Genomic DNA, 20,619 nt, shown 5'->3' on the forward strand with positions numbered 1-20,619 from the left:
ATAAACCGGTAGAATTCGGGTCTAAAGCGCCGCGACGTCCTCAGCGGTCGGTTCGCGGTCGCCCGGCAGTCGCTCCATGCAGTCGAAACAGAGGAAGTGCTCGGAGCCGTCGACGAGTTCCAGCGTCATTCCCCCGGACGAGGAGGTGGGGAAGTTCCAGAGGTCGCCGATGCCGCCGGCGATGCGGACGCCCTTCCCGCAGGCGTCGCACGGTTCGGAGGTCATGGAAGAACCGAGGGCCCGAGGCGGCAAAAGCGCCCCGCCGCGACGCCGGGCGCGTAATCGGCCGACACGACCGACCCGCCGGGAGCTTCTTGTCGGCTGGCGTATAACTTTCGGGGCATGCGCGTCGACTGCGAAGGCTGTGCGGGCTGCTGTATCGACTGGCGACCGGTCGCGCCGGTCCCGCTCGACCACGAGCGCCGCGGGCCGCGCGCGCCGCTCGACGACACCTACAACCTCGTTCCGCTGACCCGCGACGAGATTCGGGACTTCGTCGAGGCCGGACTGGGCGACGTCCTCACCCCGCGGCTGTGGGAAGTGTCGCCGGGCGAGGGCGTCGAAATCGACGGCGTCGAAGTCGCCGCAATCGCCGGGAAGCCGGCGTTCTTCGTCGGCATGCGCAAGCCGCCGAAGCCCGTCGCGCCGTTCGGTCTGGAGCGGACGTGGCTCCGCGCCTGCGCGTTTCTCGACCCCGAGACCCTCCAGTGCCGCATCCACGACACCGAGCTCTATCCGGACGAGTGCGCCGAGTATCCGGGGCACAACCTCGTCCTCGGACAGGAGACCGAGTGCGAGCGCGTCGAGCGACACCACGGGGGCGAGCGTCTGCTCGACGACGCACCCCCGGACGACCTTCACGGCCTGCTCCTCGGCCCACACGCCCTCGGCGCGAAGGTGTTCGTCCACCCGGAGCCCGAGCGGTTGGCGGGAACCATCGAGCACCTCGAGACTCGCGACCTGACCCCGGAGGACCGCGCGGAGTTCGTCGGCGTCGCGGTCGGGTCGCACCCCGGGTCGACGGAGGTCGACGACGACCGCGCCTCGCGAGCGCGTGCGAAGACGCTCGAAAGCGAGTCGTGGGCGAACGAAGCCGTCGCGGCGTGGGACGCGGTCGCTGGTCGTCTCGGGAGCGCGGCCGACGAGGCACCCGACCCCGACGAGGTCGAAGTCGCTCGCGGCGCGCCGGAAACCCCCGGCTGGGACGCGGTTCGCCGCGACGACTGAACCGCGGGTGGCGAGCGACGGGGGCGGACGGACCGCGGTCGGGTCAACGAGCGATACGTTAACATCGTGAGCGGCGCTACCGTATATCATGAAAGTGCTCGTGACCGGTGCGACCGGGTTCGTCGGTCGGCACCTCGTTCCCCTCCTCCTCGACGCCGGCCACGACGTGGTCGTCTTCGTCCGTGACGCGGCGCGCTACGACGGTCCGCCGGGCGTGGACGTGGTCGAAGGCGACATCTTCGAACCGGCGACGGTCGCCCCCGCGATGGCGGGCGTCGACGCGGCGTACTACCTCATCCACTCGATGCACTCCGGCGGCGACTTCGAGGCGCGCGACCGGCTCGCCGCCCGCAACTTCGTCGACGCCGCCGAGTCCGCCGGAGTCGGACGAATCGTCTACCTCGGCGGTCTCGGCGAGGACCGCGACCAGCTCTCGCCGCACCTTCGGTCGCGCCGCGAGGTCGAACACATCCTCGCGTCGGGGTCGCCCGAACTGACGACCCTCCGGGCGGCCATCATCGTCGGCGCGGGGAGCGCGAGCTTCGAGATGGTGCGCCAACTCGCCAAGCGCCTCCCGGTCATGGTGACGCCGCAGTGGGTCGAAACGCGGTGTCAACCCATCGCCATCACCGACGTTGTCGCCTACCTCGCGGGCGTCCTCGACCATCCCGAGACGGCGGGCGAGACCTACGAAATCGGCGGTCCGGACGTGCTCACCTACCGGGAGATGCTCCAGCGCGTCGGCGCGCAGTTGGGCCACGCGCCCCGAATCGTCGCCGTGCCCGTGTTGACGCCGCGGCTCTCGTCGTACTGGATCGGCCTCGTGACCGACGTGGACACGGGGGTCGCCCGACCGCTCATCGAGGGGCTGAAAAACCCCGTCGTCGTCGGCGACGACCGCATCCGCGACATCGTCGAGGTGGACGAGACGACGTTCGACGCCGCGGTCGAGCGGGCGCTCCGTGAGGAGCGCGAGCTGCGGGAGCGAGCCGCCGAACCGGCGTCGACGACCCCGACGTGAACGGGACTCGAACCGCCCGCCTGCGCGCCCCGAGCGCGGCAGCGATTGATATACCGCGGGGCCGTAGGGGCGGGATATGAACGACGCCCCGGAGTACGGCGAGACGTGGGTGTACGAGAGCATCGTCGGCGCGCTCCCGGGCGTGAGAATCGGCGAGGCGGGCGCTATCGCACTCCAAATCGCCGTCTTCGAGGTCGCCGTGCTCGTCTTCGCGTGGGTGTACGACCTGTGGGCCGCGGCGGTCGCGGGCACCGCGGCCATCGTCGTCGCGGCCGCGGGCAGCGTCGTGATGCTCCGCATGGGCGAGTGGACCCGCGCCGCGAGGGTGCCCGCGCCCTATCGACGCCTGCTTTTCGGGTCGAGCATCGAGGTCGTCCTCGGCGTGCTCGCGTTCGTCGCGCTCGTGACGCACCTGTTCGTCTTCGACCCGCAACAGCCGGGGACGGCGCTCATGACGACGCTGTTCGGCCCCGAACCGCCGGTCGTGGTCGTCTACCTGACGCTGCTCGTCCTCTGGGACCTCTGTTACCGAATCGGCACGTCGTGGTGGGCGGCCGTCGTCGGCCTCTGGGGGGCGGTCCGCTATCGGTTCGACGGTCCGACCGCCGGGACGGTCAGGCGGGTGAACCTCCTGAACGTCGGCTTCGCGGTCGCGCAGATGCTGTTGCTGCCGTTCGTCGCAGACCAGCCGGTGCTCCTGTTCGCGGTCGGCGGGCACGTCGTCGCCGTGACCGTCGTGTCGGTGACGGCGGCGGCGCTGACGAGGACGTGAGATACGCAGGAACAGAGAGGGTACGGGTCAGTCGTCGGACTTCATCCGCTTGAACTGTTCGAGCAGCGCATCGGTCGAGTCGCCGGAGTCGTACTCGACGCTCCCGCGGTAGGTCTTCCGGTCGTCGTCGGTCCCGGGTTCGACCTGGCTCGTCATCCGCTCGCGGCGTTCGTGTTCGGCTTCGTCGTATGCCCCCATTGACATGGTTCGACTTACCATGTGGGTGTGTGCCACATATAGCTATCGGAGAGATTCACAATCGTGATACTCGGGGATATCCGGAGGTAACCGAGGGCAGAAGGGGGAGGGAGTGGCCGAAAACAGGCCCCGCGGCAGGAAAGGGTAAAAACAATCGCCGAACTACACCGTGTGTGGCACGCCCGCTTCGCTTTCGTTACGCCCCCGGACGCTGGGACGACTCGCGCATCACCCGCGACATCTTCCAGCCGCTCGACGCCAACCTCGGCGCAGAGATGGGTGCACCGTGGTACGCACCGCCCGAGGGGTACGAGGCCCGTCGGTTCGACATGGACAACGGCGACACCGCGCTCTTCGCGTGGGCCGACGACCACGCCTACTGGATAGGCAACACCGAGACGCCGAGTTCGCTGTGGCGGACCGACAAGGAGGGCTTCGACGAAGCCCCCTTCGAGGTTTCTCGGTGGGCCCAGCGCGAACTCATCGCCGAGCTGTTCGACCAGTCGCCGTGGCTGAAGCCCTATCCGCACCTCTCGTGGTTCTTCCTCCCGGTGTTCCTCTCGAAGGACGGCCGCGAGACGACCCGCGAGTTCTTTTACGACCACGCGGCGGGCTTCCCGGACGCGACCCGTGAGGAGGCCCTGGAGTTCTACGAGTCGTTCTTCGCCACGGGCGTCCTCGACGAGTACCGCGAGGTCATGGCCGGAAAGCTCGGCACCTCGGAGTACTTCGACCCAATACGGATGGCCGCGGCGATGGGCGAGTTCGACGTGGCGTACCTCCTCGACGAGGCGGGGTACGACATCACGCCCGAAATCGCCGTGACGACCGGCCACTCCATCGACTTCCGCGCGGAGAACACCCCCGCGGGCGGCGCGCTCATCGAGGTGACGCGGCCGCTCCCGCCGAACCGACGCTCCGTGAGCAACCCAATCGCCGCGATTCGGGACACGGCACAGACCAAGACTAACGGCGAGGGCCAACTCGCCGAACACGGCGGCGGCGTGACCCTGTTCGTCGACTGCTCGTCGTTCCCCGACGACGACTGGTCCGCCATCATGGGCGAGAAGCCCGACGTGCGGCACCGACCCGCGGTGGTCTTCCGGCTCCGCCCGTCGGGACAGGTCGAAGGCTACTCGAAGGGGTCGGTCCCGGTGGACCTGCCGTGGCTCGCTGACTGACGTTCGTTCTGACCGGTTGTGGACCGAGCGCATCGCGGGCGCGCGGTCGAGTCGCCGAACCCGACCCCGAGCCGACGGCTCACGGGTCGCAGTCAGAAAGAAAAAATCGAGACGAGACGAGAGCCTGCCTCAGAACGAGACCATCTCGGGCCCGTTCTCACCGAGCGGGGACGGGTCGCGGTCGCTGTAGTATCGACGACCGATCGCCTCGTGACCGACGCCGGTGAAGAGGGCGTCCCGCACGTCCTGCGGGCACGTGTACGTCTCGTCGCCGAGACGGGCCAGGATCTGTGCGACAGTCTCCTGACCGTTCTGGAGCTCGATTACTTCGTCGCCGTGGCGTTGGGCGAAGTCGGTCGAGCTAATCGGGTATTCGTGGCGATCGATGGCGTCGCCGAGTCCGTTCAGGCGCATTACACCCACAGCTGGGTCGTCATCATTCTTAATGATTTTCCATGTATTTGATTAGTGCCCTTGCAGTCCTTAATCGTCCTTAATGATATACTGGGCGCAACGTTTGTCCCTCCCTCGCCCCGACCACGTGGCATGGACGACAGCCCGCCGGTCGCGGACCTCCATCTCCACACGACCGCCTCGGACGGCCGGCTCACTATCGACGCGCTCCCCGACGCGGCCCGCGCGGGCGGGGTCGAGGTGGTGGCCGTGACGGACCACGACCGCTACCACCCGGACCTCGACGCCCCGGTTATCGAACGCGACGGCGTGACTATCGTTCGGGGCATCGAACTGCGCGTCGACGCCGGCGACCGTCGGGTCGACCTCCTCGGCTACGGGCTCAGAGAGCGACCCGCCCTCGTCGAGACGGTCGAGCGCCTCCAGCGGAACCGCGTGGAGCGCGCCAGCGACATCGTCGCGGCGGTCGAAGCCGAGATCGGAGTCAGCCTCGACATCGACATCCACGACGGCGTCGGTCGGCCGCACGTCGCCCGCGCTATCGACGCCAGCGACGCTCCCTACGACTACCAAGGGGCGTTCGACGAGCTCATCGGCGCGGACGGCCCCTGTTACGTCCCGCGCGAACTCCCGACGTTCGACGATGGCGTGGCGGCCCTCCGGGACGCCTGCGACGTGGTCGGCCTCGCGCACCCGTTCCGCTACCGCGACCCGGCGGGCGCGCTCGACCTCTGTGCCGACCTCGACGCCGTGGAACGCTACTACCCCTACGGCTTCGCAGTCGACCGCGACCTCGTTGACGAGGCCATCGAACGCTACGACCTGTTCGCCACGGGCGGGAGCGACGCCCACGACGAAACCCTCGGCCGCGCCGGACCGCCGGCGGCCGACTTCGCTCGGTTCGCCGCGGCGGTAGACGGTCTCTAACCGTGTTAGTCCGTGAATAACTCCGAATGTGCCGTGGGGCGTAGAGTTAAATCCTATCGGAACTGAAGGGGGGATATGCAGTGTCACTACTGCGACCGTGAGGCCGCATACGCCGCGGAGAAGGACCACATTAAGGTCGGTCTCTGCGAGCGACACTTCCGCAAGCGGGTCGAGGAACTCGCCGAATCCGAGGAACTCGCCGCCCTGAAGGAAAAACTCGACATTAATCGAACAAAGTAGCGGCCGGTCAGCAGGTGTCCCTCCACTAACGCCTTCCTACCCCGCGACGCCGAGCGTTGCCCGCGACGGAGAACCCGTCTACGCGAGGACCTGTCCGCCGAACACGTACAGCGCCGCGAGCGCGCTCTCGAACACGACGGTTCCGGCCGCCGAGAGGGCGACGAACCGCTTCGTCGACATATCCGAGAGACCGGCCGGAACGGTGAGCATCCCGCGCGTGAACAGCATCGCGTTGCTCAGCGGGACGACGACCGGCCCCCAGCGGTCGAACCAGCCGTCGAACCGGTCGAGCGAGTCCTCGCCGACGCGGAACCACGACCGCGAGAGGAGGTACTCGCGGCCGCCCCGTTTGGCGACCGAGAACAGCGCGACCTGACCGAGCGTCGCGCCCAGAACGGCGACGGCGAGAATCGGAATCAACAGTCGTTCGCCGACCAGCACCAGCGCCCCGGGCACGAGGAGTTCGCTCGGCGCGACGTAGAGGAGCATCGCACCCTCCAGCACGAACACGAAAAAGAGGGCGACGAGAGCGAGGTCGGAAGCGAGGAGCTCCCGAAGGACGTCGGGGAGTTGGGCGGTGAAGGCGCTCATGTCGTGTGCGCGGTTCGAACGGTACTGTGTTCATTATGGGGTGGATAATGCGGCGCGAAGCGACGGGAGCGACGGCATTTTGCCGCCGCCAGCCGAACCCGGTGTATGGAGTTCACCGACCGTCCCCGCAGGCTTCGAACCGACGGGATTCGCCCGCTCGTCTCGGAGACGACCCTCGACGCGACGGACCTCGTCGCGCCAGTCTTCGTGGACGCGACGACTGACGAGCGCGTCCCCATCGAGTCCATGCCGGGTCACGAGCGCGTGCCGGTCGACGAGGCCGCCGACCGCGTCGCCGAGGTCCGCGAGGCGGGCGTCGAGGCCGTCATCGTCTTCGGCATCCCCGAGTCGAAAGACGCAGAGGGTTCGCGCGCGTACGCGCAAGACGGAGTCGTACAGGAGGCAGTTCGAGCCATCACCGCCGAGACCGACGCCTACGTCATCACCGACGTGTGTCTCTGTGAGTACACCGACCACGGCCACTGCGGAGTCCTGGAGGACCACGCCGAGGACGACCCGACGTTAACCGTCGAAAACGGACCGACTCTCGACCTGCTCGCGGAGACGGCCGTCTCCCACGCCGAAGCGGGCGCTGACATGGTCGCCCCCTCGGCCTCGATGGACGGGATGGTCGGCGCGATTCGGGCCGCCCTCGACGACGCCGGCCGCGACGAGGTTCCCATCATGTCCTACGCCGCGAAGTACGAGAGCGCCTTCTACGGTCCCTTCCGCGACGCGGCCGACGGCGCGCCGGCCTTCGGCGACCGGCGGCACTACCAGATGGACCCCGCGAACGCCCGCGAGGCGCTCCGCGAGGTCGCGCTCGACGTGGAACAGGGCGCGGACGTGCTGATGGTCAAGCCGGGCCTGCCGTACCTCGACATCGTCCGCGCCATCCGCGAGGGCTACGACCACCCGGTCGCCGCCTACAACGTCTCCGGCGAGTACGCGATGCTCCACGCCGCCGCCGAGAAGGGCTGGTTGGACCTCGACGGGGTCGCTCACGAGTCGCTCCTGTCGATGAAGCGGGCGGGCGCGGACCTCATCATCACGTACTTCGCAGAGCGCGTGGCGCGGCAGCTCGACTGAGGCGTCGACGGCCGAGTCGAACGCCCCGAACCCGCCAATTCGAACTCCGAACTACGTGACACGATACCGCGGTGCGCACGGCCAAAACACACTTGTCAGGCAACATTTTCCTGAACGTTCGTCCACAGAAGACCCGAGAATCTCAAAATCCTTGGACGATATACAACCTTATATGCGTAATATTCTAGCCTATTTTGTGCAGTTGTGGTATTACGCCCCACTAAATTTGACAAAATCAACCCCACACTTTATGTACTAACTCACCATGAAGCCGAACCGTGATGAAGCACCAGAATCCACACGGATACGGAGCAAAAGTAGCTGAACGGTCACTCGTGGCCGCATGGGGTGGGCAGTCGTGATTCCACTACAGGTCGACCCGAGCGTTATCGCACAGGGGGTCAACTACGTCTGGATCCTCGTCGTCTCGTTCCTCATCTTCTTCATGCAGCCGGGCTTCGCGCTCTTAGAGGCAGGGCAGGTACGCGCGAAGAACGTGGGCAACGTACTGATGAAGAACATGACCGACTGGGCGCTCGGCGTGCTCGTCTACTTCCTCGTCGGCGCGGGGGTCGCGACAATCGTCGGCGGCCTCACGTCGCCTGGCGGCTTCGATGTCGCCGCCGCGTTCTCGTACATCGGCGACTCCGGCGCGTGGATTGACTGGCTCTTCGGAGCCGTCTTCGCCATGACCGCCGCCACCATCGTCTCCGGCGCGGTCGCAGAACGCATGGACTTCCGCGCGTACATCGTCTTCGCGGCCACCATCACCGGGCTCATCTACCCCGTCGTGCAGGGCATGACGTGGTCCGGTGGCCTCCTCTCGGGGAGCGGTTACATCGGTGCCGCCCTCGGCGTCGGCTACCTCGACTTCGCCGGCGCGACCGTCGTCCACATGTGCGGCGGCATCGCCGGCCTTGTCGGCGCGAAGATGGTCGGCCCGCGTAAGGGTCGCTTCGACGCCAACGGCGACAGCCAGCCCATCCCGGGCCACTCGATGCTGCTCGCCGTCCTCGGCACGCTCATCCTCGCGTTCGGCTGGTACGGCTTCAACGTCGGCACGCAGGCGACGGTCCTCGCGACCACCGAAAGCGGCGGTCTGGAGTTCATGGGTGCCGCGCTCGGTCGCGTCGCCCTCGTGACGACCCTCGGCATGGGCGCCGGCGCGGTCGCCGCGATGATCGTCTCGACGAGCTACCAGGGCAAGCCCGACCCCCTCTGGATGGCCAACGGCCTGCTCGCCGGTCTCGTCGCAGTCACCGGCGCCGTCCCCCACGTCACGTGGTGGGGCGGTCTCATCCTCGGCGCGCTCGGCGGCGCAATCGTCCTGCCGGCGTACCGCTGGACCGTCGACTCGCTCAAAATCGACGACGTGTGTGGCGTCTTCGCCGTCCACGGCGTCGCGGGCGCGGTCGGCACGGCACTCATTCCCGTCTTCGCGGTGAGCGGCTTCTCCGGAACCCAGCTCGCGATGCAGGTCATCGGCGTGGTCGTCATCGCCGCGTGGACCATCCTCGCCTCGGCGGTCGTCTTCGCCATCGCGGACGCCGCCTTCGGCCTCCGCGTCTCGGAAGAAGAGGAAGTCGAAGGCCTCGACGTCGGCGAACACGGCGTCTCGGTCTACCCCGAATTCGTCGGCGACGCCGGTCCCGACGGCGCACTCGGCTCGCCCACGGCGACCGACGGCGGCAGCGACGTGCGCACCGACGGCGGCGTCGAGGAAGACGAAGCTGTCGAAGCCAACGGAGGTGACAGCCAATGAGCGACGAAGAACAGGGAATCAAGATGGTGATGGCCATCATCCGCCCCGACAAGCTCTCCGACGTGAAGACCGCGCTCGCCGAGGCGGGCGCGCCGTCGCTGACCGTCACCAACGTCTCCGGCCGCGGCTCTCAGCCCGCGAAGAAGGGCCAGTGGCGCGGCGAGGAGTACACCGTGGACCTCCACCAGAAGGTCAAAGTCGAGTGCGTCGTCGCCGATATTCCCGTCGACGACGTGGTCGAGGCCATCGCTGAGTCCGCCCACACGGGCGAGAAAGGCGACGGAAAGGTGTTCGTCCTCCCCGTCGAGAGCGCCGTCCAAGTCCGCACCGGCAAGGAGGGCAACCCGGCAGTCTGAGCGCGCACCTGCGACCGAAACCGGCTCGACGTCTCTGTTTGCCACTCCCGCCGCGGCCCGCGCGAGTGCGCACCCGACTGGGGTTCGATGAACGCCCCCGAACTATTCCTATTACTAATTCTACACTACATTCGTCGGATTACGTGGCAACATTTGTTTACTGAGTGCTAGCCTTACGTCCTTATACAACACATACTTCATCCTATATCGGACATACGTCTCTCAGAACGCCTTTTTGTGGTCATTTGTCAACGCGAACCGTTATATGAACGTCTGTAGATAGCATCTCTCATGGTTCGCGAGACATTCGGTCGCGAATCGAGCACCAATATGAACGACTGTCCAACTTCACAGCTCGAACTGTTCGCCGGAGGAATCGTATGTTGACACCCCTGCAGGCCGACCTCGCTTCGGTCGTCGAGGGCGTGAACCTCGTGTGGGTCCTCACGGTCACGTTCCTCATCTTCTTCATGCACGCCGGCTTCGCCATGCTCGAAGCCGGGCAGGTCCGCGCGAAGAACGTCGCCAACCAACTGACCAAGAACCTGCTGACGTGGAGTATCGGCGTCATCGTGTTCTTCCTGCTCGGCGCGGCGGTGTCGTCCATCGTCGCCGCCTTCACCGGCGGTCCCGCGACGACGATTTCTGGGGCGTTCATGAGCCTCTACGCGCCCGACGCCTCGGCGACGACGGCGTGGGTTGACTGGCTGTTCGGAGCCGTCTTCGCCATGACCGCCGCCACCATCGTCTCCGGTGCCGTGGCGGGCCGCGCCCGGCTCCGGGCGTACCTCACGTACACCATCCTCATCGCGGGCGTCATCTACCCCGTCGTCGTCGGCTTCACCTGGGGCGGCGGCTTCCTCGACGCCCTCGGCTTCCACGACTTCGCGGGCGGCATGATCGTCCACGGCATGGGCGGTATCGCCGGCCTCACCGCGGCGTGGATTATCGGCCCGCGCATGAACCGCTTCAAGCCCGACGGCACGGCGAACGTCATTCCCGGCCACTCCATCACGTTCGCCGTCCTCGGCACGCTCATCCTCGCGTTCGGCTGGTACGGCTTCAACGTCGGCACCGCCGCCGCGCCCCTCGCGTACGCCGACGGCGCGGTCACGCTCGGCTCCTTCGCCTACGTCGGCCGCGTCGCCCTCGTGACGACTCTCGGCATGGCCGCCGGCGCAATCGGCGCGGGCGGCGTCGCCATGTACAAGACCGGCAAGGTCGACACGCTCTACGTCGCAAACGGCCTCCTCGCCGGGCTCGTCGGCGTCACCGCCATCGCGGACGACATCGTCTGGCCGGGCGCGCTGGCCGTCGGCCTCCTCGCCGGCGCACAGCTCCCGGTCGTCTTCGAGTTCGTCGAAAAGCGCCTCCACATCGACGACGTGTGTGCCGTCTTCCCCGTCCACGGCTCCGCGGGCATCCTCGGTGCGCTCCTCTACCCCGTGTTCGCCGTCCCGCTGTGGCACGACGGCGCGTCCTTCGTCTCGCTCGCCGTCCCGCAGGTCATCGGCGTCGGCGTCATCGCCCTCTGGACGTTCGCCGCGACCGCAGTCGTCTTCGGCGGCTTCCGGGCCATCGGACAGGTCCGCGTCTCCTCGGACCACGAACGCGAGGGGCTCGACACCGCCGAACACGGCGTCGACACCTACCCCGAGTTCGGTTCGCCCGACGCCGACACCGGCATCCGCACCGACGGCTCCGGCGTCCCGAGCGGGGATGGATTCATGACGACGGGCCGGGAGGACTGAGTTATGAGTGATTCCGACCTTCCGAACGACGGCGACATCAAGCTCGTCATGGCCGTTATCCGCCCCGACAAGCTCTCCGACGTGAAGACCGCGCTCGCCGAAATCGGCGCGCCGTCGCTGACCGTCACCAACGTCTCCGGCCGCGGCTCTCAGCCCGCGAAAAAGAGCCAGTGGCGCGGCGAGGAGTACACCGTCGACCTCCACCAGAAGGTCAAAGTCGAGTGCGTCGTCGCCGACATCCCGGCCGACGACGTGGTCGACGCCATCGCCGACGCCGCCCACACGGGCGAGAAAGGCGACGGGAAGGTGTTCACCTTCCCCGTCGAGAGCGCCGTCCAAGTCCGCACCGGCAAGACCGGACGCGACGCGGTCTGAGCCGCTCGTTCTCTGTCGGCGGTCCTCGTACCGTCCCCACGCCCGTCGCTCCGACCGGCGACGGGGTTATATCGGTTCGGTCGAACGTACCGGTGGCCCCTCGCGGGGCGAGAGCCGAACCCACGCGAAACCGTTTTTCCGCTCCGCACCGAGCGTCGTGACGATGAGCGGTGGCTCCACGTGGTGACTGTCGCGGTCCTCGGCGGACTCGCGGTCGCGCTGTTCGGAATGGCAGTCGCCGGACTGCTCGCTGACCGGTACCTCTCCGAACCCGACGACCTCCGCGCCGACCTCCTCGTCAGCGACGCGAACAAGTGGGCCGTCTTCGCCCTCCTGTGCGGCTACGTCCTCGTCGTCGAGGGGCGACCGCTGTCCTCGATGACCGGCCGCTCGCTGGACCCCCTCGCGTTCGTCGCGGTGGTCGGCGGCGGCGTCTTCCTCCTGTTCGCCGCGAACGCGGTGACGACGCCCGTCTTCGACCGACTCGGCGTGGGCGGCCTCGACGAGGGGATGACCGGACTGGCCTCGCTGTCGGTCAGACACCGGCTCTTCGTGGCCGGGACCGCCGGCGTCACGGAGCAAGTGCTGTTCCACGGCTACGCCGTCGAGCGGCTCCTCGAACTCACCGGCAGCCCGCTTCTCGCGGGCGGCGTCTCGTTCGCCGCGTTCACCGCGAGCCACGCCGTCGGCTGGGAGCGCGGCGCGGTCGCCAGAATCGCCGTCCCCGCGCTCCTGACGACGGTCGTGTACCTCCTCGTGCGCGACGTGGTCGCGCTCGCCTGCATCCACGCGCTCAACGACGCGGTCGGACTGCTCCTGGCCGGGTCGGTGGAGAAGGCCGACGACGCCGACGGCGCTGAGGCCGCCGCCGACGGGACGGCGAGGTAGGTCTCGGTGGTCGCCGCAGTCCCGACACCCGACAGTTCATGCCGGCCGTGTCGTCTACTGGTTCGCCGGTGGCAGGTGCGGCCGACCCAGTAAGGTCTTTCCCGCGAGCGGTCGAACCGGCGCGCATGAACCACGACGAGTCAAGGGCGCTGTACGACCGCGCGCTGTCCGTGCTCGCGGGCGGCGTGAACTCCTCGGTCCGGGCGACGCAACCGTACCCGTTCTTCGTCGAGCGCGGCGACGGCGCGCACGTCATCGACGCCGACGGGAACCGCTACATCGACTACGTGCTGGGCTACGGGCCGCTCCTCTACGGCCACGACGCCCCCGAACCCGTCCAGTCGGCGGTCCAGAAGCACGCCGCGGCCGGGCCGATGTACGGCGCGCCGACCGAAATCGAGGTCGAACACGCCGAGTTCGTCGCGCGACACGTCCCCTCCGTCGAGATGCTGCGGTTCGTCAACTCCGGCACGGAGGCGACCGTCTCGGCGGTCCGCCTCGCCCGCGGCGTCACCGGCCGCGACAAAATCGTCGTCATGCAGGGCGGCTACCACGGCGCACAGGAGTCCACGCTCGTCGAGGGCGGCCCCGGGAACGCGAAGCCCTCGACGCCCGGCATCCCCTCCTCGTTCGCCGAACACACCATCCCCGTCCCGTTCAACGACGAGGAGACGGTCCGCGAGGTGTTCGAGGAACACGGCGAGGACATCGCCGCGGTGCTGACCGAGCCGATTCTGGCGAACACGGGTATCGTCCACCCCGTCGACGGCTACCTCGAAGCCCTCCGCGACGTCACCGAAGAGCACGGCGCGCTCCTCATCTTCGACGAGGTCATCACCGGCTTCCGCGTCGGCGGCCTCCAGTGCGCCCAAGGCAAGTTCGGCGTCACGCCCGACCTCACGACGTTCGGAAAGATTATCGGCGGCGGCTTCCCCGTCGGCGCGGTCGGCGGGAAGGCCGAACTCGTCGAGCAGTTCACCCCCGGCGGCGACGTGTTCCAGTCGGGAACCTTCTCGGGCCATCCGGTCACGATGGCCGCGGGCCACGAGTACCTGAAGTACGCCGCGGAAAACGACGTGTACGGACACGTCGACCGCCTCGGCGAGAAGCTTCGGTCGGGCATCACGGACATCCTCGAAGACCAGGCCCCCGAGTACACCGTCGTCGGCACGGACTCGATGTTCAAGACGGTGTTCACGCGCCACGGGACGGCCGAGCGCGCCGACGCCTGCGCCGACGGCTGCGCGCAGGTCGAGTCGTGTCCCAACTACGACGTCTGCCCGAAGACCGGCGCGGACGTGTCGAAAGCGGAGACCGACCGCTGGGAGCGCGTCTTCTGGCAGGAGATGAAAGACCAGGGCGTGTTCCTCACGGCGAACCAGTTCGAGTCGCAGTTCGTCTCCTACGCCCACACCGACGAGGACATCGAGGAGACGCTGGAAGCGTACAAGCAAGCGCTGTAGGCGCGTCCCGCCCTGCGACCCGCCGAAGGAGCTTTTTTACGACGCGATCGCCCGAGAGAGCCCGAGGTACGCCGGGAGTCCGAAGACGGCGGCCAGTCCGACGGTGAGGAAAAGCGGGACGACCCCCGTCGGGTCCGGCGCGAAGATGAATCCGAGCGGGAGCGCGACGACGAACGCGACGCCGAAGGTGAGCGCGAGACGGACGGACCTGTTCACGTCGGAGGCGTCGCCGCGGAGGCGCATAACTGTTCGGCACTTCGACACGGGCGCGATTCGGCCGTGCGAGCGAGAGTCACTCGCCGTGACTGCGACCCGGCGCGAACCCGGTCACTCGGCCCGCAGTCGCGCCTCGGCCGCCCGCCACAGCGGCGGATAGGTCAGGGCGACGCCGACGCCGAGACAGACCGCCCACGAGACGAGGATGCCGACCGGGTTCCCCTGGAGTTCGAAGAGGACCAACAGGGGAATCCAGACGGCGGTCACGACGAGGCCGATACCCCAGACGCGGGCGACGAGGCGGAGGCGGAGCGGGCGCGCGAGGAGGAGCGCGAGTGCGACGAGCGCGGCCGCGGCGAGGCCGGCGAACCACGGGGGTTCGACGCCGAGCGCCGAGAGGAGCAGGTCGAGGGGCGCGACGACCGAAGTCAGGCCGAACAGGAGGAGCGCGACGACGACGAGGTCGCCGGCCTGCCGGACGACCGAATCGAGGGAGGGCATCGTCCGGGTCGTCGCACGGGGACTGTATCGGTCTTCCGTTCGGATTCGACCCGGCGCGCGGGAGCGAACTGGAGGGCTTTTCAACGCGGGGGCCGGACTGACGCGTATGACTACAACACTTCGCTTGGCGACGCGAGGGTCGGCGCTCGCTCGCGCGCAGGCCGCGAGCGTGCAGGGGGCGCTCGCGGGCCGCCGACTCGACGTCGAACTCGTCGAAGTCGAGACCACGGGCGACCGGATTCAGGACGAACTCATCCACCGACTGGGCAAGACCGGCGCGTTCGTCCGCGCGCTCGACGAGCGCGTCCTCGACGGCGAGGTCGACGCCGCGGTCCACTCGATGAAGGACATGCCGACCGAGAAGCCCGCCGACCTCGTCGTCGCGGGCGTTCCCGAGCGCGCGCCCGCCGGCGACGTGCTCGTCACGGCAGAGGGCCACGGCATCGACGACCTGCCGGAGGGAGCCGTCGTCGGCACGTCGTCGCTCCGCCGGCAGGCCCAACTGCTGAACTACCGCGACGACCTCGAAGTCGAACCGCTCCGGGGCAACGTCGACACCCGCATCGAGAAACTGCTGGCGACGCACCTCCAGCGCGAACACGAGGCCCGCGTCGAAAACGACAAAGAGCGGCAAGAGAAGAAGGGCAAGACCGACCACGAAGAGGCGTTCGACGAGACCGCAGACGAGTGGTTCGAGGGGCTCACCGAACTCGAACGGCAGGCGCTCGGTCGGAAGGTCGAAACCGAGTACGACGCCATCGTCCTCGCAGAGGCGGGACTCAAGCGCAGCGGGCTCTCGGAGAAGGTGAATTACGAGCGCCTGCCGCGGACGACGTTCGTCCCCGCGCCCGGACAGGGGGCCATCGCCGTGACCGCCGCGGACTCGGAGGTCATCGACCTCATCCGCGACAAACTCGACCACCCGCGGACCCGCGTCGAGACGACCGTCGAGCGGACCATTCTCGCCGAACTCGGCGGCGGCTGTATCGCCCCGGTCGGGGTCCACGCCCTCCTGCAGGGCGAGCACGTCCACGTCGACGTGCAGGTGCTCGCGACGGACGGCTCGGAGTCCATCAAGACCTCTCGGGACCTCCCCGTCGGCAACCACGCTAACGCCGCCCGCGAGTTCGCGGCGGCCCTGCGCGACCGTGGTGCCGGCCAGTTAGTCGACGCCGCCCGCGAGGAGGCCGAGGAGTGAGATGACGGCCGACGACGCGGAACCCGGGACGGCGGAGGAACGGTCGACCGGCGACGCGACCGACGGCGACGGCGTCGGCACGGTCCACCTCGTCGGTAGCGGCCCGGGCGACCCGGAACTGCTGACGATGAAGGCCGCCCGCCTCATCGACGAGGCTGACGTGGTCCTCCACGACAAGCTTCCCGGCCCGGAGATTCTCGGGATGATTCCGGCCGACAAGCGCGAGGACGTGGGCAAGCGCGCCGGCGGCGAGTGGACCCCGCAGGAGTACACGAACAACCGACTGGTCGAACTCGCCCGCGAGGGCAAGGACGTGGTGCGCCTGAAGGGCGGCGACCCGTTCGTCTTCGGCCGCGGCGGCGAGGAGATGGAACACCTCGCCGACAACGGGATTCCCTTCGAAGTCGTGCCGGGCATCACCTCGGCGGTCGCCGGGGCCGGTGCGGCGGGTATCCCCGTCACCCATCGCGACCACGTCTCGTCGGTGTCGTTCGTCACCGGCCACGAGGACCCGACGAAAGACGAGTCAGCGGTCGATTGGGACGCGCTCGCCGCGACCGGCGGGACGCTCGTCGTGCTCATGGGCGTCGGCAAACTCCCGCTGTACACCGCCGAACTCCGCGAGGCGGAGATGGACGGCGACACGCCCGTCGCCCTCATCGAGCGGGCCACGTGGCCCGACATGCGCGTCGCCACCGGCACCCTCGACACCATCGTCGACGTGCGCGACGAGGCCGACATCGAACCGCCCGCAATCACCGTCATCGGCGAGGTCGCCGCGACTCGCGACCGCGTGAAGCAGTTCCTGCAGGGCGGCGGCGCGGACGCCATCGCCGAGACTGACGCGACCGCGGGAGGTTCGGGAGGAGACGAATGAGCCAGCAGGTCCGCGCGGCCGTCTTCCGCCCCGACGACGACCGCATCGAGCGCGCCGTCGAACTCCTCGACTCGCTCGGCGCGACCCCGGTCCCCGACCCGATGCTCGCAATCGAACCGACCGGCGCGACGCCCGAGGCCGGCGAGTTCGTCGTCCTAACGAGCAAGACCGGCGTCGAACTCCTCACCGCCGACGGCTGGGAACCCGGCGACGCGGTGCTGTGCTGCATCGGCCCCGCGACCGCCGACGCCGCCCGCGACGCGGGTTGGACGGTCGACCGCGTCCCCGACGAGTACACCTCGGCGGGACTGGTCGACCACCTCGCGCCCGACGTGGACGGCGCGACGGTCGAAGTCGCCCGGAGCGACCACGGCAGTCCCGTCCTCACCGACGGCCTGCGCGACGCGGGCGCGGACGTCCACGAAACGGTGCTCTACCGCCTCGTCCGCCCCGAGGGAGCGGGAAAGTCGGCCGAACTGGCCGCGGCCGGCGACCTCGAAGCCGCCCTCTTTACCTCGTCGCTCACGGTCGAACACTTCCTCGACGCCGCCGCGGAGCGGGGTATCCGAGAGGAGGCCATCGCCGGCCTGAACGACGCCGTCGTCGGCACAATCGGGCCGCCGACCCGCGACACCGCGGCGTCCCACGGCATCGACGTGACCGTCGTCCCCGACGAGGCGACGTTCGAGTCACTCGCGGTGGCCGCGGTCGAGACGGCCGCGCCGACGTATCACGAGTGACGTGACGGGAACCGAGGCGGGAGCCGAGACGAGAGACGGCTCGTGGCGCGCCGTCGGCTCGGTCGCCGGCTGGCAGACCGCCGCGAGCCTCTGTTACTACGCCATCTTCGCGGCGACCGGCTTCGTCCGCGAGGCGTTTTCGGTCTCCGAGTCGCTCGTCGGTCTCTTTCTGACCGCCGGCCTGCTCGGCTACACGGTGTTTCTCTTCCCCAGCGGCGCGGCCGTCGACGGCTACGGCGAAAAGCCCGTCATGGTCGTCGGCCTGCTGGCGCTCGCAGTCGCGCTGGTCGGCGTCACGTTCGCGCCGCCGTCGTACCTCCTGTTGTTGGTGACGGTAGCGCTCCTCGGGGCAGCGTACTCGACCGCGATGCCGGCGTCGAACCGCGGCATCGTCGCGGCCGCGCCCGCCGGGAGCAAGAACCTCGCCATGGGGCTGAAACAGGTCGGCGTCACCCTCGGTAGCGGAGCGTCGTCGCTCGTCGTCACCGGCGTCGCCGTCGTCGCGGCGTGGCAGGTGGGGTTCTGGGCAATCGGCGTCTTCGCCGCCGGCTACGCGCTCGTCTTCGCGACGCGCTACCGCGGGAACCCGGGAACCGGCCGGCTCGAACGACCCCGGCTCGCCGGCCTCGGCGACAACCGCGCCTACGTCGCGCTCGTCGCCGCCGGACTGTTCATCGGCGCGTCCATCTTCTCGATGCTCGGCTACACCGTCCTGTACGTGCAGGACGTGGTCGGAACCGGCCCCGCCCTCGCCGGGGGCGTCCTCGCGGCGACGCAGGTGACCGGAAGCGCCGGCCGCATCGGCGCGGGGAGCCTCGCGGACCGACTCGGCGGGGCCCGCGGCGCGGCCACCGTCGCGCTCGTCCAACTGGCCGGCGCGGTCGCGCTCTTTTCGCTCCTCGTCGGAACCGGCGGCTCGTTCGCGCTCACCATCGCCGTCTTCGTCGCGCTCGGCCTCACCATCCACGGCTCGACCGGCGTCTTCTACTCCTGTCTGAGCGGCGTCGTCGACGACAGCGACATCGGCGCGGCGACCGCCGGCGGCCAGACCGCGCTCAACGTCGGCGGCCTCGTCGCCCCGCCGCTTTTCGGCTTCGTCGTGGAATCGACGGGATACGGGGCCGGCTGGGCGCTGGTCGCCGGCTCGACGGTGCTCGCGACCGTCCTCCTGTTCGTCGTCAGACGGCGAATCTGACCGGCGTCGCGGTCGACCAATCCCCCGCCCCGCGGGCGAGGCTTCTTATACCGAACCGCGGCAACCACGACACATGTTCGCCGCCGAACTGGAGTGGAAACGAAGGGGTTCCGTGCCCGAACTACCAGCGTTTATGCCGGAGAGGGCGTGAGTACCACACCAATGGACGGACCCGTCCCCGAACTCGCCGAGCACGCGGCGGCCTGCGCGGCCCGCCTCCGCGACGCCGACCGGGTGCTCCTCGCCTCGCACATCGACGCCGACGGGTTGACGAGCGCCGGCATCGCCTCGACCGCACTCGAACGCACCGAAATCCCCTTCGAGACGGTGTTCTACCGCCAACTCGACGAGGCCGCCGTCGCCGATATCGCGGCGACCGACTACGACACCGTGCTGTTCACGGACTTCGGGAGCGGCCAACTCGACATCGTCGCCGAGTACGAGGCGGCGGGCGACTTCCACCCCGTCATCGCCGACCACCACCAGCCCGCCGAGGGCGTCGAGACCGACCACCACCTCAACCCGCTCCGGTTCGGCCTCAACGGCGCGAGCGAACTCTCCGGCGCGGGCGCGAGCTACGTCCTCGCGCGGGCGCTCGAACCCGAGGGCGTCGACAACCGCGACCTCGCCGCCCTCGCCGTCGTCGGCGCGGTCGGCGACATGCAGGACACGAACGGCGAACTCCGCGGGGCCAACGCGGGCATCGTCGACGAGGGCGTCGAGGCCGGCGTCGTCGAGGAGGGCACCGACCTCCGCATCTACGGCCGCCAGACCCGCGCGCTCCCCAAACTCCTCCAGTACGCGACCGACGTTCGCATCCCCGGCATCTCGAACAACGAGGCCGGAGCCATCGAGTTCCTCACCGAACTCGACGTGGCCTGCCGCGACGACGACGGCGAGTGGAAGCGGTGGGTCGACCTCACCGGCGACGAGCGCCAGACGCTCGCCAGCGCCCTGATTCGCCGCGCCATCGCCAGCGGCGTGCCCGCGTCCCGCATCGACGACCTCGTGGGGACGACCTACGTGCTCTCTCGGGAGCAAGAAGGAACCGAACTCCGCGACGTGAGCGAGTTCTCGACGCTCCTGAACGCGACCGCGCGCTACGACCGCGCCGACGTGGGCCTCGCGGTCTGTCTCGGCGAGCGCGACGCGGCGCTCGACCGGGCGCGCAGGCTCCTTCGGAACCACCGAAAGAACCTCTCGAACGGCCTCCAGTGGGTGAAAGAACACGGCGTCCACGTCGAAGACAACCTCCAGTGGTTCGACGCGGGCGACGAGATACGCGAAACCATCGTCGGCATCGTCGCCGGGATGGCCGTCGGCACCGGCGCGACCCGAAACGGGATTCCGGTCCTCGCGTTCGCCGACACCGAGGAAGGCGAGGTGAAAGTCTCCTCGCGCGGGTCGTACGTGATGGTCCGAGACGGGTTGGACCTCTCGGCGGTCATGCGCGAGGCGTCTCGATCGGTCGGCGGCGACGGCGGCGGCCACGACGTGGCCGCGGGCGCGACGATTCCGAAGGGCAAAGTCGAGGCGTTCATCGCCGAGGCGGACCGCATCGTCGGCGAGCAGTTGGGAGACGCCGATAGCGACGACAGCGACGACTGAAACAAAATCTCCCACCGGCGACGGAAGAC

24 protein-coding genes are annotated in these 20,619 nt (G+C 68.7%); 18 read left to right on the top strand and 6 right to left on the bottom strand.

Translation table 11 applies throughout. The features are described 5' to 3' along the window. Positions 1 to 21: 21 nt before the first annotated feature. Positions 22 to 225 (bottom strand): hypothetical protein, encoded by a 204-nt coding sequence (locus C5B91_RS13870; protein WP_004045177.1) that lies wholly within the window; start codon positions 223 to 225, stop codon positions 22 to 24. Positions 226 to 342: 117 nt separating this feature from the next. On the opposite strand from C5B91_RS13870, the gene C5B91_RS13875 reads away from it, so the two are divergent. From C5B91_RS13875 to C5B91_RS13885, 3 genes are all read left to right on the top strand, one after another. Continuing rightward, positions 343 to 1,227, top strand: coding sequence for a YkgJ family cysteine cluster protein (locus tag C5B91_RS13875; RefSeq protein WP_115819860.1), 885 nt, complete (start codon positions 343 to 345; stop codon positions 1,225 to 1,227). Positions 1,228 to 1,315: 88 nt separating this feature from the next. Further along, on the top strand, positions 1,316 to 2,248 hold the full coding sequence (locus tag C5B91_RS13880) for an NAD(P)H-binding protein (RefSeq protein WP_008091119.1): 933 nt from the start codon (positions 1,316 to 1,318) through the stop codon (positions 2,246 to 2,248). 76 nt (positions 2,249 to 2,324) lie between these two features. Continuing rightward, positions 2,325 to 3,020, top strand: coding sequence for a hypothetical protein (locus C5B91_RS13885; protein WP_008091117.1), 696 nt, complete (start codon positions 2,325 to 2,327; stop codon positions 3,018 to 3,020). Between the two features lie 27 nt (positions 3,021 to 3,047). Here C5B91_RS13885 and C5B91_RS22480 read toward each other — a convergent pair whose 3' ends face one another. Next, a complete protein-coding gene (locus C5B91_RS22480) occupies positions 3,048 to 3,224 on the bottom strand; it encodes a DUF5786 family protein (protein WP_004968847.1) in 177 nt (58 codons plus the stop codon). Between the two features lie 167 nt (positions 3,225 to 3,391). Between C5B91_RS22480 and C5B91_RS13890 the strand changes: the two genes are divergently transcribed. Next, positions 3,392 to 4,399, top strand: coding sequence for a DUF5784 family protein (locus tag C5B91_RS13890; RefSeq protein WP_008091113.1), 1,008 nt, complete (start codon positions 3,392 to 3,394; stop codon positions 4,397 to 4,399). 129 nt (positions 4,400 to 4,528) lie between these two features. On the opposite strand, the gene C5B91_RS13895 is transcribed toward C5B91_RS13890, so the two are convergent. Beyond that, a complete protein-coding gene (locus C5B91_RS13895; RefSeq protein ID WP_004973953.1) occupies positions 4,529 to 4,813 on the bottom strand; it encodes a hypothetical protein in 285 nt (94 codons plus the stop codon). 132 nt (positions 4,814 to 4,945) lie between these two features. On the opposite strand from C5B91_RS13895, the gene C5B91_RS13900 reads away from it, so the two are divergent. Both C5B91_RS13900 and C5B91_RS22485 read left to right on the top strand, forming a co-directional pair. After that, complete coding sequence (locus C5B91_RS13900; protein ID WP_008091110.1) at positions 4,946 to 5,740, top strand: PHP domain-containing protein; 795 nt, start codon at positions 4,946 to 4,948, stop codon at positions 5,738 to 5,740. Between the two features lie 75 nt (positions 5,741 to 5,815). After that, positions 5,816 to 5,980 carry a DUF6757 family protein gene (locus C5B91_RS22485; protein WP_004045157.1) on the top strand — a complete coding sequence of 55 codons (165 nt, stop codon included), beginning with the start codon at positions 5,816 to 5,818 and terminating at the stop codon, positions 5,978 to 5,980. Positions 5,981 to 6,058: 78 nt separating this feature from the next. Here C5B91_RS22485 and C5B91_RS13905 read toward each other — a convergent pair whose 3' ends face one another. Beyond that, the gene (locus C5B91_RS13905) at positions 6,059 to 6,571 is read right to left on the bottom strand and encodes a DedA family protein (protein ID WP_008091088.1); all 513 of its coding nucleotides are present in this window, start codon (positions 6,569 to 6,571) and stop codon (positions 6,059 to 6,061) included. Between the two features lie 105 nt (positions 6,572 to 6,676). Between C5B91_RS13905 and hemB the strand changes: the two genes are divergently transcribed. The 7 genes from hemB (at position 6,677) to C5B91_RS13940 (ending at position 14,255) form a co-directional block, all read left to right on the top strand. Next, positions 6,677 to 7,660, top strand: coding sequence for a porphobilinogen synthase (gene hemB, locus C5B91_RS13910; protein WP_115819861.1), 984 nt, complete (start codon positions 6,677 to 6,679; stop codon positions 7,658 to 7,660). Positions 7,661 to 8,003: 343 nt separating this feature from the next. Beyond that, positions 8,004 to 9,422, top strand: coding sequence for an ammonium transporter (locus C5B91_RS13915; RefSeq protein ID WP_008091084.1), 1,419 nt, complete (start codon positions 8,004 to 8,006; stop codon positions 9,420 to 9,422). Continuing rightward, complete coding sequence (locus tag C5B91_RS13920; protein ID WP_004973958.1) at positions 9,419 to 9,778, top strand: P-II family nitrogen regulator; 360 nt, start codon at positions 9,419 to 9,421, stop codon at positions 9,776 to 9,778. The genes C5B91_RS13915 and C5B91_RS13920 overlap by 4 nt, the downstream gene beginning before the upstream one ends. Positions 9,779 to 10,158: 380 nt before the next feature. Continuing rightward, positions 10,159 to 11,529 carry an ammonium transporter gene (locus C5B91_RS13925; RefSeq protein WP_049967936.1) on the top strand — a complete coding sequence of 457 codons (1,371 nt, stop codon included), beginning with the start codon at positions 10,159 to 10,161 and terminating at the stop codon, positions 11,527 to 11,529. 3 nt (positions 11,530 to 11,532) lie between these two features. Then, positions 11,533 to 11,904, top strand: a complete 372-nt coding sequence (locus C5B91_RS13930; protein ID WP_004973960.1) for a P-II family nitrogen regulator — start codon at positions 11,533 to 11,535, stop codon at positions 11,902 to 11,904. Between the two features lie 180 nt (positions 11,905 to 12,084). Then, positions 12,085 to 12,792 (top strand): type II CAAX prenyl endopeptidase Rce1 family protein, encoded by a 708-nt coding sequence (locus C5B91_RS13935; protein WP_008091078.1) that lies wholly within the window; start codon positions 12,085 to 12,087, stop codon positions 12,790 to 12,792. Positions 12,793 to 12,917: 125 nt separating this feature from the next. After that, complete coding sequence (locus tag C5B91_RS13940) at positions 12,918 to 14,255, top strand: glutamate-1-semialdehyde 2,1-aminomutase (RefSeq protein ID WP_049967935.1); 1,338 nt, start codon at positions 12,918 to 12,920, stop codon at positions 14,253 to 14,255. Between the two features lie 36 nt (positions 14,256 to 14,291). Here the strand turns inward: C5B91_RS13940 and C5B91_RS13945 are convergent, their stop codons facing one another. After that, positions 14,292 to 14,471: a hypothetical protein gene (locus C5B91_RS13945; RefSeq protein WP_233514260.1), complete on the bottom strand. Its 180-nt coding sequence runs from the start codon at positions 14,469 to 14,471 to the stop codon at positions 14,292 to 14,294. 111 nt (positions 14,472 to 14,582) lie between these two features. Next, positions 14,583 to 14,972 carry a hypothetical protein gene (locus C5B91_RS13950; RefSeq protein WP_115819862.1) on the bottom strand — a complete coding sequence of 130 codons (390 nt, stop codon included), beginning with the start codon at positions 14,970 to 14,972 and terminating at the stop codon, positions 14,583 to 14,585. Positions 14,973 to 15,096: 124 nt separating this feature from the next. Between C5B91_RS13950 and hemC the strand changes: the two genes are divergently transcribed. The 5 genes from hemC (at position 15,097) to C5B91_RS13975 (ending at position 20,590) form a co-directional block, all read left to right on the top strand. Continuing rightward, positions 15,097 to 16,170: a hydroxymethylbilane synthase gene (hemC, locus tag C5B91_RS13955; protein WP_008091071.1), complete on the top strand. Its 1,074-nt coding sequence runs from the start codon at positions 15,097 to 15,099 to the stop codon at positions 16,168 to 16,170. A 1-nt stretch (position 16,171) separates the two neighbouring features. Next, positions 16,172 to 17,047: a uroporphyrinogen-III C-methyltransferase gene (cobA, locus tag C5B91_RS13960; protein ID WP_115819863.1), complete on the top strand. Its 876-nt coding sequence runs from the start codon at positions 16,172 to 16,174 to the stop codon at positions 17,045 to 17,047. Next, complete coding sequence (locus C5B91_RS13965; protein ID WP_115819864.1) at positions 17,044 to 17,787, top strand: uroporphyrinogen-III synthase; 744 nt, start codon at positions 17,044 to 17,046, stop codon at positions 17,785 to 17,787. Before cobA ends, C5B91_RS13965 begins: the two co-directional genes overlap by 4 nt. A gap of 1 nt (position 17,788) precedes the next feature. Further along, positions 17,789 to 18,982, top strand: a complete 1,194-nt coding sequence (locus tag C5B91_RS13970) for an MFS transporter (RefSeq protein ID WP_115819865.1) — start codon at positions 17,789 to 17,791, stop codon at positions 18,980 to 18,982. A 162-nt stretch (positions 18,983 to 19,144) separates the two neighbouring features. Further along, the gene (locus C5B91_RS13975) at positions 19,145 to 20,590 is read left to right on the top strand and encodes a DHH family phosphoesterase (RefSeq protein ID WP_115819866.1); all 1,446 of its coding nucleotides are present in this window, start codon (positions 19,145 to 19,147) and stop codon (positions 20,588 to 20,590) included. Positions 20,591 to 20,619: the final 29 nt, after the last annotated feature.

It is taken from the genome of Haloferax sp. Atlit-10N (assembly GCF_003586325.1).
GTDB lineage: Archaea > Halobacteriota > Halobacteria > Halobacteriales > Haloferacaceae > Haloferax > Haloferax prahovense.

Coding starts and splice junctions, on each gene's coding strand:
- C5B91_RS13900 (WP_008091110.1), top strand. CDS start 4,946: ATGGACGACAGCCCGCCGGTCGCGGACCTCCATCTCCACACGACCGCC.
- C5B91_RS13870 (WP_004045177.1), bottom strand. CDS start 225: ATGACCTCCGAACCGTGCGACGCCTGCGGGAAGGGCGTCCGCATCGCC.
- C5B91_RS13905 (WP_008091088.1), bottom strand. CDS start 6,571: ATGAGCGCCTTCACCGCCCAACTCCCCGACGTCCTTCGGGAGCTCCTC.
- C5B91_RS13940 (WP_049967935.1), top strand. CDS start 12,918: ATGAACCACGACGAGTCAAGGGCGCTGTACGACCGCGCGCTGTCCGTG.
- cobA (WP_115819863.1), top strand. CDS start 16,172: ATGACGGCCGACGACGCGGAACCCGGGACGGCGGAGGAACGGTCGACC.
- C5B91_RS13885 (WP_008091117.1), top strand. CDS start 2,325: ATGAACGACGCCCCGGAGTACGGCGAGACGTGGGTGTACGAGAGCATC.
- C5B91_RS13880 (WP_008091119.1), top strand. CDS start 1,316: ATGAAAGTGCTCGTGACCGGTGCGACCGGGTTCGTCGGTCGGCACCTC.
- C5B91_RS13875 (WP_115819860.1), top strand. CDS start 343: ATGCGCGTCGACTGCGAAGGCTGTGCGGGCTGCTGTATCGACTGGCGA.
- C5B91_RS13895 (WP_004973953.1), bottom strand. CDS start 4,813: ATGCGCCTGAACGGACTCGGCGACGCCATCGATCGCCACGAATACCCG.
- C5B91_RS13965 (WP_115819864.1), top strand. CDS start 17,044: ATGAGCCAGCAGGTCCGCGCGGCCGTCTTCCGCCCCGACGACGACCGC.
- C5B91_RS22485 (WP_004045157.1), top strand. CDS start 5,816: ATGCAGTGTCACTACTGCGACCGTGAGGCCGCATACGCCGCGGAGAAG.
- C5B91_RS13950 (WP_115819862.1), bottom strand. CDS start 14,972: ATGCCCTCCCTCGATTCGGTCGTCCGGCAGGCCGGCGACCTCGTCGTC.
- hemB (WP_115819861.1), top strand. CDS start 6,677: ATGGAGTTCACCGACCGTCCCCGCAGGCTTCGAACCGACGGGATTCGC.
- C5B91_RS13920 (WP_004973958.1), top strand. CDS start 9,419: ATGAGCGACGAAGAACAGGGAATCAAGATGGTGATGGCCATCATCCGC.
- C5B91_RS13930 (WP_004973960.1), top strand. CDS start 11,533: ATGAGTGATTCCGACCTTCCGAACGACGGCGACATCAAGCTCGTCATG.
- C5B91_RS13915 (WP_008091084.1), top strand. CDS start 8,004: ATGGGGTGGGCAGTCGTGATTCCACTACAGGTCGACCCGAGCGTTATC.
- C5B91_RS13925 (WP_049967936.1), top strand. CDS start 10,159: ATGTTGACACCCCTGCAGGCCGACCTCGCTTCGGTCGTCGAGGGCGTG.
- C5B91_RS13975 (WP_115819866.1), top strand. CDS start 19,145: ATGGACGGACCCGTCCCCGAACTCGCCGAGCACGCGGCGGCCTGCGCG.
- C5B91_RS22480 (WP_004968847.1), bottom strand. CDS start 3,224: ATGTCAATGGGGGCATACGACGAAGCCGAACACGAACGCCGCGAGCGG.